9 protein-coding genes are annotated in these 12085 nt (G+C 62.5%); 7 read left to right on the top strand and 2 right to left on the bottom strand.

Features of this window, described 5'->3' with window-relative positions; genetic code table 11:
- Nucleotides 1-9 precede the first annotated feature (9 nt).
- The 7 genes from BKX93_RS13265 to BKX93_RS13235 all read left to right on the top strand — a co-directional run bounded on the left by BKX93_RS13265 (nt 10) and on the right by BKX93_RS13235 (nt 7463).
- Nucleotides 10-684, top strand: coding sequence for a hypothetical protein (locus BKX93_RS13265; protein ID WP_070980172.1), 675 nt, complete (start codon nt 10-12; stop codon nt 682-684).
- A gap of 9 nt (nt 685-693) precedes the next feature.
- Nucleotides 694-996 (top strand): tail fiber assembly protein, encoded by a 303-nt coding sequence (locus tag BKX93_RS24000; RefSeq protein ID WP_083340545.1) that lies wholly within the window; start codon nt 694-696, stop codon nt 994-996.
- Between the two features lie 691 nt (nt 997-1687).
- A complete protein-coding gene (locus BKX93_RS13255) occupies nt 1688-2263 on the top strand; it encodes a phage tail protein (RefSeq protein ID WP_070980170.1) in 576 nt (191 codons plus the stop codon).
- A 95-nt stretch (nt 2264-2358) separates the two neighbouring features.
- On the top strand, nt 2359-4812 hold the full coding sequence (locus BKX93_RS13250; protein ID WP_186009421.1) for a tail fiber protein: 2454 nt from the start codon (nt 2359-2361) through the stop codon (nt 4810-4812).
- Nucleotides 4813-4823: 11 nt separating this feature from the next.
- Nucleotides 4824-5402 (top strand): tail fiber assembly protein, encoded by a 579-nt coding sequence (locus tag BKX93_RS13245; RefSeq protein ID WP_070980167.1) that lies wholly within the window; start codon nt 4824-4826, stop codon nt 5400-5402.
- 250 nt (nt 5403-5652) lie between these two features.
- Nucleotides 5653-7005 carry a pyocin knob domain-containing protein gene (locus tag BKX93_RS24720; RefSeq protein WP_070980165.1) on the top strand — a complete coding sequence of 451 codons (1353 nt, stop codon included), beginning with the start codon at nt 5653-5655 and terminating at the stop codon, nt 7003-7005.
- A gap of 17 nt (nt 7006-7022) precedes the next feature.
- Complete coding sequence (locus BKX93_RS13235; RefSeq protein WP_070980164.1) at nt 7023-7463, top strand: tail fiber assembly protein; 441 nt, start codon at nt 7023-7025, stop codon at nt 7461-7463.
- A 79-nt stretch (nt 7464-7542) separates the two neighbouring features.
- On the opposite strand, the gene BKX93_RS13230 is transcribed toward BKX93_RS13235, so the two are convergent.
- Complete coding sequence (locus BKX93_RS13230) at nt 7543-8943, bottom strand: efflux transporter outer membrane subunit (RefSeq protein WP_070980162.1); 1401 nt, start codon at nt 8941-8943, stop codon at nt 7543-7545.
- A complete protein-coding gene (locus tag BKX93_RS13225; protein WP_070980160.1) occupies nt 8936-12079 on the bottom strand; it encodes an efflux RND transporter permease subunit in 3144 nt (1047 codons plus the stop codon). Before BKX93_RS13225 ends, BKX93_RS13230 begins: the two co-directional genes overlap by 8 nt.
- Nucleotides 12080-12085: the final 6 nt, after the last annotated feature.

Below are 12085 nucleotides of genomic sequence, written 5' to 3'. Positions count from 1 at the left end.
GGAGAGACCATGAGTCTGGAGCAACAGGTCGCCGCCCTGGTGACGGCATCGAATAATCTGACCAGCACCGTCGCCGGCAAGCAAGCCGACATCGACGCCAAGGTGGCGGCCAAGACGGCTGAGCTGGATGCGTGGCGGCAGAACGCTCGCAACGAGATGACGCTGCCGTTCCGTTATAGCGTGGAGGTCGGGGGGGATGCTAATACCTACTATCCTGTTCCGATCTGGGCTAGCCCGTATGAAAAATGCGGCAGGCTGGTGATCTTTCGTGATTACAACGCAGCACATCCGTCTTCGCTTGGTACTGACCATGTTGCCGGACTGTTGCTGGAACTGTCGATTCGTGGTTCCGCTTGGTCTGACTTCTGGATGACAAGGGCTGAATACTATGGTTTCGCCTATCACCAAGCTGTCGCCAAGGTGCGCACGGATTTGATTGGCCGCGTGGTTTGGCTGCGCGGAGGCGGCATGCATTATGACTTCCTGGCTGATTTTGACTTGGGCCAAGGTAAGTTGTATGGAGGAACGGAGGGGCTGAAGCCCTTGATGCAGCCGGATTCTATTTTGTACCCGGATGCGGCAGCGCCATACAAAGGAGGTGGGGTCAAGGTATCCCCGTTGACGACTGTCGATCCGATCTGGAGCTCCGCCATCTCCATTCCTAGCCCGATTGCCAATATTTAAGGAGCTGTCATGCTGCTGCGTTCCGTGCAAACCCCGCGAGGGGAGATTTTGAATGTATCTGAACAGGAGGCGCGGGATGTTTTTGGCGCCAGCGAACAGGCGATTGCCGATGCGCGCAAAGCGACTGTTCTGCAAACTTTGCGTATTGAGCGTGATGAACGGTTGCGCGCTTGCGACTGGACCCAGGTGCAGGATGTCGCACTGACGGCCGATCAGAAGGCAACATGGGTCAAATACCGCCAAGCGTTGCGCGATTTGCCCGAAACCATCGCCGATGTGGGCCAGATCGCCTGGCCGCAGCTTCCCGCCTGAGCTACCGGCCACATACTGGCTGGTATGGTTTGATGCAGTAAGGCTGATGCATGGCGGCGGCCCACTTCCGTCATGCCCACACTAGACTTGATTTTGCCGTCGGGCTCAGCTTGATGCCCGGCGGTCCCCCTCTGTTTTGTCAAAACAGGGCTTCCCGCGCCCTTGTCACTGCTCCCCCTCTTGGCTTATTCCTCTGTTGTTTCTGATTTTTATCCCGCTTGATCTCTAGGTTTTCCGCTTGGCGGTTTCCGTTCCCTTTCTTGCTTGGGCCATGCTGGTCTTCTGGCCCATCCCTGCTTTTCTCTCCTGGCTTCAAGGAGCCTGTCCATGTCCCTTCTCCCTGTTTCCGAACCCGGCGCACGCGTCCCTTCAAGCACTCTTGATTTCCATTCTGTGAAGTTGCAACAGGATGTTCAGCCAAGTCTCGAACCTGTGATTCCGCAGCCGGCATCCCTCCATTGCGTTTGCCGTTCGCTGGCCGTGCTGCGAGTAGCTATGCACGCCCGCTGACTTCTCTCCGGCGGCCGTTCCGCCGCCATTCCTCCCTTCCCATCTACGGACCGCGCAGGCGCTCCGTCCCACCTCTCATCCCCGTTCAAACACAAGGAGGTCTCCATGCATCTGCAACCCGGCCTTCGCCCGCGCCGTCAAGCGGCGACGGGCGGATATTCCCAGCCAGGAGGCGCGCGCGATGACTGACGCCGTTCCCTCCATCCTGGCGCGCGACCAGCGCTTCGGGCCGCTGTCCCAGCTCACCGAGCGGGTGTCGGGCCTTGATCTGTCGGTGTTCCTGGTCAACCTGATCGACACCGTGCAGCCGGACGTGCTGCCGCTGCTGGCCGAGCAATTCCATATCCACGGCGAGGAAGGCTGGACGCTGGCCGAGTCCGACGACGCACGCCGCGCGTTGCTGCACAGCGCCAACGAGCTGCACCGCTACAAGGGCACGCCGTGGGCGATACGCGAGGTGATCCGCCGCCTGGGCCTGGGCGAGGTTGGGCTGATCGAGGGCCTGGCCGGCCAGCGCCGCGACGGCCTCATCCGCCGCAACGGCTACTACGTCCATGGCGACCCGAACAGCTGGAACCAATACCGGGTGCTGCTGAACCAGCCCATCACCAACGACCAGGCCGCCCAGCTGCGCCGCATGCTGGCGCTGTACGCGCCGGCGCGTTGCCAGCTGGCCAGCCTGGAGTACCAAGCTGTGGCCAACCGCCACAACGGCGTCATCCGCCGCAACAAGCAATTCAACCGAGGGACTGCCTGATGGCCAATCTGCAAGAAAAATCCGCCTGGGAACCGGGTATTTATCAACTGGAAACCTCCGACCCGGTATTGGCCGGGCCGGATGGGGTGGACAACGTGCAAGCCAAGCAGTTGGCTAACCGCACCGCCTATCTGAAAAAACAGATAGATGATCTGGTTTCCGGCGCGCTGGTGGCGGAGTTCGCCGATAGGCTGAAAACGCCGCGCAACATCGCGATGACTGGCGACGGCAATTGGAACGTGATGTTCGATGGCAGCGGCAACGCCAGCGCGGCGATGACCCTGCGCGATAGCGGCGTGGCGCCGGGCAGCTACGGCATGGTGACCGTGGATGGGAAAGGACGGGTCACCGCAGGCCGGCAAATGGCCGGCGACGACGTGCCGGCGCACGACTGGAACAAGATATCCACCGGCAAGCCGACCACGCTGGCGGGGTATGGCATCGGCGATGCCGCCAGCAAGAACGATTTGCAAACTGCGGTTAATGGCCTGGTGGCCGGCGCGCCGGCCAACTTGAACACGCTGCAGGAGCTGGCGGCGGCGGTGAACAACGACCCCAAGTATTCGGCGACGGTGGACGGCAAGCTGACGGGCAAGGCGGACAAGGCGACGACGCTGGCGGGGTACGGCATCACGGATGGGGCCAGTAAATCTGATTTGAAGGTGGCTGTGGATGGCATCGTTTCCGGTGCGCCGGGCGCGTTGAATACCTTGCAGGAACTGGCGGCCGCCCTGGGCAATGACGCCAACTACGCGGCATCGATGACCAAGATGCTGGCAGGCAAGGCCGACAAGGCGACTACGCTGGCCGGCTACGGCATTGCCGATGCCGCCAGCGCTAACGATCTGGCCAAGGTGGCGGCCAGAGTGAATGGCCGTCGGATGATACGCGTGCGCGCGGGTGGCTATTCGGCGAAAAATGGCGTTTCCGGGGTTGAGATCGACGGGGTGGGCGTAGGACCTGTGGCCCGCAGTTACAACATGGTGCAGTTGGATGCTGCCGGAGCAGTCAGCCGTTCCGCCACATTCGATGTGTGCGGCGGGAATGGCCAGGACAAGGCTGCGGCGGATTGGCTCAATGCGGCTCCGGATGGCGCGACGGTAATTGTTTACACCTGGGATGAGCCGCAGGGCAATCGCCTGACTGGCGGCCTGCCGCAGGCGCTGTATCGCTGCGGCGCCAGCAGCGCGGTGTTTGCCAGCGACAAATTCCAGTATCGCAGCGCCTATTTGTTGATAGGCCGGGCGGGATGTGGCGAAGGCCAGGGCCTGGAGCGATATCGAGGGGACAAGGCGGACAGTGCCGATGCGCAGTTGGACGTGGTGTTCGAGCTGGTGAATGGCTTGCCTTTGCTGAGCGGTGGGCAGGTCAGCGGCGCTGCCGCGCCGACGGGGCAAGTTGCCTATTTCTCCATGCCGAATGCTCCTGATGGTTGGCTGAGGGCGAATGGCGCCCAGGTTTCCCAGTCCACTTACGGCAATCTGTACGCGGCGATTGGCCAGACCTTCGCTCCGGTGGATCCCGCCGTTCAAGCGATGCTGAGGCTGGATGCCGCGGACACCCTGCTGGACCGCGTCTGGAACAAGCAACTGATTGTGTACGGCGGCACGGACATGTCCACCGAGCAGGCCAAGTTTGGCGGCGCCAGCCTGAAGACTGTGGCTGGCGGCGGTTATGCGACCTTCGGTCTGACTGACGCGTTCAATGCCAATGCCTTCACCATCGAGGGCTGGCATTATCCGACTTTCGCCGGAACCGGTGGATCCAACGGTTATAGTGCGGCCTGGGTCGTCAGCATGAATGCTTCCAGCGTGGCGGGCGAAATCACTGTAGCCATCGACCGGGCTAGCCGCGCGCCGATGGTTTGGCTGAGCAATGGCGGCAATTTCTTTGCGAACGCTGCGTTGGGTACGGCCGGCGTCTTCGCTTCGCCGCGCTGGTATCACATCGCCTTCAGCTATGACGGAGCCGCTTACCGCCTGTTTGTCGACGGCGCGCAAGTTTGGAGCCTGGCCAGCGCGACCCGAGTGACGATTCCGGACAATACGCTGGTGTTCGGCGTGGATGGCAGCTCGCCGGGGATCGCCGGCTCGGCCACCGCTTACTATCAGGACTGGAAAGTCAGCAAAGTGTGCCGTTATGCCGGCAATTTCGCGCTGCCGACTGCCCAAGCGGGTTATCAGCTTGCCTCGGATGCCGGGAAGTTCTATTTGCCCAATTTGTGCGGCGAATTCATCCGTGGCTGGAGCGACAGCCGCAAAGATGTGGAAAAGCGGGCATTCGGTTCATGGCAAAAGGGAACGCTGACTTTTTCGGATCCAACACTGGGCGCGATTTGCGTAGGCACGCCAATTCATGCGACCGATAACGCGCTAGATGGATATCAAGACTTAGGCGCGGATCCGGTCAGCAAGCTGTGGTATCAGATGAGCCGAGCCTGGATTCCTGGCCAGGAAGTTCATCCTGATTTGGATAGCAATGGCTGGAATTTTGGCTATGGTTCCACCCGCCCCCGCAACATCGCCCTGCTCGCCTGCGTCAAATACTGAGGAGATTCGCCATGCAGCAACAGAAAATCGTTTACAGCTATCACCCGCAAACCGGCGAGTATTTGGGCCTGGCGTCGGCGGATCGCTCGCCGCTGGATGCGGAGGAGGTCTGGCTGATCCCGGGTTTCACAAGCGAGCAACAGCCGCCGCAGGCAGGAGAGCGTCAGGTTGCTGTTTTCTGCGATGGCGCGTGGGCCTTGCAGGTTGATTGGCGCGCTACGCCGTTGTGGAGCAAACAGACGGCTCAGCTGGTCATGCCGAAAATCGGCGATACGCCGGACAGCCTGAATGCCACGATGCAGCAACCTCCTGCTTTCGCCGTGTGGAAGGACGATGCATGGATGGTGGACGACGCGGCGCAACGGGCGGCCCAGACGGCGGCGGCGCAATTGCGGCAACAGCAGCGGTTGTCAGCGGCTTTGCAGTTGCGCAAGCCTTTGGAGGACGCGGTGGAGTTGGGCATCGCCAGCGCTGCGGAACAGGCCAAGCTGGCGGAGTGGAAACGCTACTGCGTCGATTTATCCCGCCTGCCGCAGCAAGCAGGTTGGCCGTCGCTGGCGGACAGCGCATGGCCCGCGCAGCCCGCCTGAGCATCTCGCCGGATAGACGGAAGTCGTCAACCCCTTTCCTAAATCCCGTTCCAATCCGCGCGCCGCGCGCTTGGGCACCATGTCGTCCTGACCGGAAAGCCGGCCTCTGTCTGAGGCCGGTTTTTGCCGCGCACCTGGCGCGGCTCAGGCGTTTGGACGGGAAGGCATGCGTTCATCGCCACGGTCTTGATTTCGCTTCTGCCGCCTGCGGGTCGGCAGTTCATCACTATTCATGACCGTGAGGAATGACATGGCCAATCTGCAGGAAAAGCTGTTTTGGGAGCCCGGCATCTATCAACTGGAAACCTCCGACCCGGTGCTGGCCGGGCCGGACGGCATTGACAATCTGCAAGGCAAGCAGCTTGCCAACCGCACCGTCTATCTGAAAGACCAGGTCGAGCAACTAGCGAGCGGCAAGCAACCTGCCGGCAACGCGGCCAAGCTGAGCGCCGCGCGCAAGATCGAGGCGACCGGCGACGGTAGCTGGAATGTCGTCTTCGATGGCAGCCGCGATGTCAGCGGCCAACTGACGCTGCGCGACAGCGGCGTGGAGCCGGGCGATTACGGCATCGTGACCGTGGATGCGAAGGGCCGCGTTACCAAGGCTAGGCAAATGACCGGCGACGACGTGCCGGCGCATGACTGGAGCAAGATATCCACCGGTAAACCGACCACGCTGGCAGGGTATGGTATTGCAGATGCGGCTAGTAAGGATGCCGGTAACCGAGTGTGGGCCACTGCCTTTCGCGCAAGTAAAGGTTTGCCGTCGGGAGATGACTCTAGCTCAGGTTTTGCATTCGGTTCGGATGGGGATACTGGGCTATTTGCTGATACATCGGGTAGCAGTGCCAATATGGGAACAAATAATCTATTCCTGCACATTGACTCGACGCGAGTATTTCAAGTTAGCAACGCAGGCCGGGTATGGACTTCATCTTATGGGTTTTTAGACGATAAGTTTGCGTCGAAGGTGGATGCATTCCGCACGCAAGGTCAACCAATGGATAAGGTGGACTGGAATACTCTGCTTGAGCCTGGCGTTTATTCTATTGTTGATACGACTTTTAATGGACTAAACGCTCCTCCAGCTAGTTATTTCTGGGGGACGTTGCAAGTTATGCGGGGTAGTCCAAGAGGAAGTGTTGGTGGAGTTACACAAATCTATACAACGCATGGTGGAATGTCTGTTTGGCTACGCACAGCCTGGAATGATCAGGCCTGGCAGCCATGGCAGCAACTCTGGCACAGCGGCAACCTGGTTTTCTCCGGTGTGATGGAGGGGAATGGTTACCAGCGGTTGCCCAGCGGCCTGATCATCCAGTGGGGGCAGGGGAGTTTATTGGCAACATTAGGACTGCCGAGTAGTTTTAACAGCCCGCTATTCACGACGGGCGAGATCACATTCCGGACGAGCTTCCCATCGGCATGCTTCTCCATCATGGTCAACGGCAATGAGAATAGTGTCAACAGCCAGACACAAGAAGGCTATTTCTGGGTAGGGGGGCGATCAAAGGAAAAGGCGACGATTGGTTATACCCAGACATTTGGCTCTTCCGGCGTGGGCGAAAGAACGGCATTCGACTGGATCGCGATTGGATATTGATAACTGAGGAGAGCGAAATGACGATTTTTTATTCTGCCGGAACGGGTGGTTTCTACGATAGCGAGATCCATGGAGAAGGCTACCCCGCGGATGTCGTCCAGGTGGAGGTCTCTGTGTATGAGGCGCTGTTTCGCGGTCAGGAGGCGGGCAAGCTTATCCAGTCGGATGGCAATGGTTGTCCGGTCCTGGTTGACGGCCCGGCGCTGTCCATCGAGCAGCAGCGCCAAGCCAGAATAGCGCGCTGCCAAGGTGAGATCGGTCGGCTGGAGACCGATCAGCATCGAGCGGTAAGAGAGCTTCTCACTTTGATGCTGGGCGGCGCGGTACCTGCGGATGCGCTAAGGACCGAGGCGGGGCAGAAGTTGCAGCAGGTAGATACCGCTATTGCCCGGTTGCGCGCCATGATGGAGCGGATTGGCAAGGCGCAGACGGTGACGGAGCTGGATGAGGTAGTTTGACGGAAGACTTGTTGTCGTTAGTTATAAAAAAACCTGCCGGTCTCCTGGCAGGTTTTTCCATTCAAGCAGCGGGAAAACGTTACCGCTTCTCCCCCTCCCACCCCCCGCCCAGCGCCTTGTAGACGCCGATGGTGGTGTTGAGTTTGTCCAGCTTGGCGTTGACCAGGTTCAGCTCGGCCTGGAAGCTGTTGCGCTGCGCGTCCAGCACGTCCAGGTAGCTGGCGTAGCCGTTGTCGTAGCGCAGGCCGGCCAGCTTCAGCGTGCGGTTCAGCGCCGTCGCCTGGGTGGTTTGCGCCTGCAGGATGTCGCGGGAGGCGCTGTTGGCGGACAGCGAATCCAGCGCGTCCTTGAACGCCGACTGCACCGTCTTTTGGTACTGCGCCAGCGCCTGCTTCTGGCCGGCCGTCGCGGCGTCCACGTTATAGCCGGTGGCGCCGAAGTTGAAGATAGGCGCGGCCAGGTTGCCGGCGAAGCTCCAGGTGCGGGTGGGGCCGGTGAACAGGCTGTCCAGCGACAGGCTCTGCGAGCCCAGCGCGCCGGTCAGGTTGATGCTGGGGAAGTAGGCGGCCTTGGCCACGCCGATGCGGGCGTTGGCGGCGATCAGCTGCTGCTCGCTGGAGGCGACGTCGGGCCGGCGCTCCAGCAGGCTGGACGGCAGGTCGGCCGGCACGTCGGGCGGGCTGGCCAGGCTGTTGATGTCCTTGCCGCGGATCAGGCTGTTGTCGACCAGCTGTTTGGGGCTGTGGCCCAGCAGCACGCCGAGCGCGGTTTCGGTCTGCTCCAGCGAACGGGCGAACTGCGGCACGGAGGCGCGGGCCGACGCGGCCTCCACCTCGGCCTGGCGCTGGTCCAGCTCGGAGATCAGGCCGCCGTGAAAGCGCTTGGTCTGCAGTTTCAGCGATTCCTCGCGGCTTTGCAGCGTGCGCTTGGCGATGTCCAGCTGGGCGTCCAGCGCCCGCATCTGGAAGTAGGTTTGCGCCACCTGGGCCGCCAGCGACAGCTGGGCGGCGTCGCGGTCATAGCGGCTGGCCTGGTAACTGGCGCGCGCCGCCTCGTTGCTGCGGCGCAGCTTGCCCCACAGGTCCAGCTCCCATGAGGCGGTCAGGTTGGCGGCGCGGACGTCGTTGACCAGCGGCGCGCCCGGGGTGGCGAGCTGCTGCGAGGTGCGGCCGCTCTGGTAGCCGGCGTTGGCGTTAAGCTGAGGCAGCAGCGCCGCGCGGGCGATGCCGGCCTGCGCCGCGGCCTGATCGACGCGGGCGGCGGCGGCCTGCAGGTCGAGGTTGCTCTTGACGGCTTCCTCGATCAGCTGGTTCAGCACCGGGTCGTCGAAGCGTTTCCACCAGTCGGCGTCCACCGCCGGCGCCTGGGCGCCGGCCTGGGCCTCCGGCAGCTCGACCTTGGGCCGGCTGTAGTCGGGGCCCACCGCGCAGGCGGATACGGCCAGCGCCAGCAAGGTGGGGATCAGGGCCCGCTTAAGCATCTGCGTTTCCTCCGGCCTCGGCGTTTTGCTGAGGCTTGTTCTGTTTGCTGAGCTTCATGATCAGGATGAAGAACAGCGGAATGAAGAAGGTGGCGATGAAGGTGGCGGCCAGCATGCCGCCGATCACGCCGGTGCCGATCGAGTGGCGGCTGGCGGAGCCGGCGCCGCTGGAAATGGCCAGCGGCACGCAACCCAGCACGAAGGCCAGCGAGGTCATCACGATCGGGCGGAAGCGCAGGCGGGCGGCTTGCATCGCTGCGTCCACCGCTTCCATGCCTTCCTCCATCTGCTGCACCGCGAACTCGACGATCAGGATCGCGTTCTTGGCCGATAGGCCGATCAGCGTCACCAGCGCCACCTGGAAGTACACGTCGTTGGCCAGGCCGCGCAGCCAGTTGGCCATCAGCGCGCCGAACACGGCGAAGGGCACCGCCATCAGCACCGAGATCGGCAGGCTCCAGCGTTCGTACTGCGCCGCCAGGATCAGGAACACCATGATCATGCCGAAGCCGAACACCAGAACGGACGATCCGCTGGTCGATTTTTCCTGGAAGGCGGAGCCGGTCCAGGCCAGGCTATAGCCCTCGGGCAGCGTTTCCTTGGCCACTTCTTCCAGCGCGGTCAGCGCCTGGCCGGAGCTGTAGCCCGGCGCCGGGCCGCCCACCAGCTTGGCCGCCGGGAACACGTTGAAGCGTTCCAGCGTTTCCGGGCCGGTGGTTTGCTGGATGTTCACCAGCGCGGTCAGCGGGATCATCTGGCCGGTCTGCGAGCGCACGTAGACGTTGCGCAGATCATCCACCTTGGTGCGGAACGGCGCTTCGGACTGCAGCTGCACGCGGAAGGTGCGGCCGAACTTGTTGAAGTCGTTCACGTACAGCGCGCCGAAGGTGCTCTGCATGGTGTCGAATACGCTGTTGATCGGCACGCCCAGCGCCTTGGCCTTGTCGCGGTCCAGTTGCACGAAGACCTGCGGCACGCTGGCGGAGAAGGTGGTTTGCACGCCCTTCAGCTCCGGACGCTTGGCGGCGGCGGCCACCATCTTCTTGGTGATGTCGCCCAGCTCGGCCGGGGTGCGGCCGGCGCGGTCCTGCACATAGGCTTCGAAACCGCCGGTGTTGGACATGCCGGAGATCGGCGGCGGGTTGAAGGCCAGCACGATGCCGTCGCTGATGCCCATCGCGCCTTTGCCGAATACATCCTTCACCACCGCCATCGACGACAGCTCCGGCGACTTGCGCTCATCCCACGGCTTGAGCACGATGAAGGACACGCCGGCGTTGGTCTTGTTGCCGCCGGACAGGATGTCGAAGCCGGCGAAGGTCATCCGGTCCTGCACCGCGGGGTTCTTGGCCATCATGGCGTCCAGCTTGTCCATGGTGGCGGCGGTGCGGGTCAGCGACGCGCCGTCGGGCAGGAAGGCCGCGGCCAGGATGTAGCCCTGGTCCTCGTCCGGCGCCAAGCTGGACGGGATGACGCGGAACAGGCCGGCGGAGGCGGCGATCAGGCCGCCGAACAGCAGCACCGCCAGCAGCGCGCGCTTGTTGATGAAGGCCACGCCGCCGGCGTAGCGCTCGGTCAGGCGGTCGAACCAGTTGTTGAACCAGGTGAAGAAGCGGTTCGGATGCTGGTGTTCGGCCTTCAGGATCAGCGCGCACAGCGCCGGGGTCAGCGTCAGCGCCACGATGCCGGAAATCACCACCGACACCGCGATGGTCATCGCGAACTGCTTGTACATCTGGCCGGCGATGCCGCCCAGGAAGGCTACCGGAATGAATACCGAGCACAGCACCAGCACGATGGCCACCAGCGCGCCGGACACTTCCTTCATCGCCTTCAGGCTGGCATCGCGCGGCGACAGCCCTTCTTGCGTCATCAGGCGCTCGACGTTCTCCAGCACCACGATGGCGTCGTCCACCACGATGCCGATGGCCAGCACCAGGCCGAACAGCGTCAGCGTGTTGATGGTGAAGCCGAAGGCGTACATGCCGGCGAAGGCGCCGACGATGGATACCGGCACCGCCAGGCAGGGAATCAGCGTGGCGCGCCAGTTTTGCAGGAACAGGAATACCACCAGGAATACCAGCACCATGGCTTCGCCCAGCGTCTTGTACACCTCCTCGATCGATACTTCGACGAACTTGGTGGTGTCGTACGGGATGCCGTAGGACAGGCCGGTCGGGAAGCTCTTCGACAGGCGCAGCATCTCGGTTTCCACCGCCTGCGCGGTGGCCAGCTGGTTGGCGCCCGGCGCCAGGAAGATGCCGATCGGGATGGTGGCCTTGCCGTTGTGCTTGCCGTGGAAGTCGTAGGACAGCGCGCCCAGCTCGACGCGGGCCACGTCCTTCAGCTTCACCGCGGAGCCGTCCGGATTGGCGCGCACGATGATGTTCTCGAACTCCTCGGGCTCCGACAGGCGGCCCTTGGTGGTCACGGTGTAGGTGAAGTCCAGCTTCTGCGGCGTCGGCTCGGCGCCCAGCTTGCCGGCGGCGAACTGCGAGTTCTGCTCGCGGATGGCGGCGGCCACGTCGCTGGGGGTCAGCTTCAGCTGCGCCAGCTTGTCCGGCTTCAGCCAGATCCGCATCGAGTAGTCCTGGCCGGCGAAGTTCACCACGTCGCCCACGCCCTGCACCCGCTTCAGCTCGTCCACCACGTTCAAGAGCGCGTAGTTGCTGATGAACAGCGTGTCGTGGCTGTTGTCGGGCGAGAACAGCGACACCACCTGCAAGATGGTGGCGGACTTCTTGCGCACGTTGACGCCCTGGCGCCGCACTTCTTCCGGCAGCTGCGACAGCACCGATTGCACGCGGTTGTTGACGTTGATGGTGGCCTGGTCGGCGTTGGTGCCGATCTTGAACGACACGGTCAGCGACAGCGTGCCGTTGCTGGCGCTGTTGGACTGCACGTACAGCATGTCGTCCACGCCGTTGATCGCCTGTTCCAGCGGCGCGGCCACGGTGTTGGCGATCACTTCGGCGGAAGCGCCCGGATAGCTGGCGGTGACGTTCACCACCGGCGGCACGATTTCAGGGTACTGCTGGATAGGCAGCGCCTTGATGGCGGCCAGGCCCGCCAGCATGATCACGATGGAGATCACGCTGGCGAAGATCGGCCGCCGGATGAAGAAAGCGGAAAACATGTATCA

It is taken from the genome of Chromobacterium vaccinii, from assembly GCF_001855275.1.
GTDB lineage: Bacteria > Pseudomonadota > Gammaproteobacteria > Burkholderiales > Chromobacteriaceae > Chromobacterium > Chromobacterium vaccinii.
Note: the sequence above shows the minus strand (reverse complement) of the source record. Positions and strands in the feature narration are given on the sequence as shown.

Excerpts from the sequence above, each read along its gene's own strand:
- BKX93_RS13255 (WP_070980170.1), top strand. The coding sequence starts at position 1,688 with ATGACTGACGCCGTTCCCTCCATCCTGGCGCGCGACCAGCGCTTCGGG.
- BKX93_RS24000 (WP_083340545.1), top strand. The coding sequence starts at position 694 with ATGCTGCTGCGTTCCGTGCAAACCCCGCGAGGGGAGATTTTGAATGTA.
- BKX93_RS13235 (WP_070980164.1), top strand. The coding sequence starts at position 7,023 with ATGACGATTTTTTATTCTGCCGGAACGGGTGGTTTCTACGATAGCGAG.
- BKX93_RS13245 (WP_070980167.1), top strand. The coding sequence starts at position 4,824 with ATGCAGCAACAGAAAATCGTTTACAGCTATCACCCGCAAACCGGCGAG.
- BKX93_RS13265 (WP_070980172.1), top strand. The coding sequence starts at position 10 with ATGAGTCTGGAGCAACAGGTCGCCGCCCTGGTGACGGCATCGAATAAT.
- BKX93_RS13225 (WP_070980160.1), bottom strand. The coding sequence starts at position 12,079 with ATGTTTTCCGCTTTCTTCATCCGGCGGCCGATCTTCGCCAGCGTGATC.
- BKX93_RS13230 (WP_070980162.1), bottom strand. The coding sequence starts at position 8,943 with ATGCTTAAGCGGGCCCTGATCCCCACCTTGCTGGCGCTGGCCGTATCC.
- BKX93_RS24720 (WP_070980165.1), top strand. The coding sequence starts at position 5,653 with ATGGCCAATCTGCAGGAAAAGCTGTTTTGGGAGCCCGGCATCTATCAA.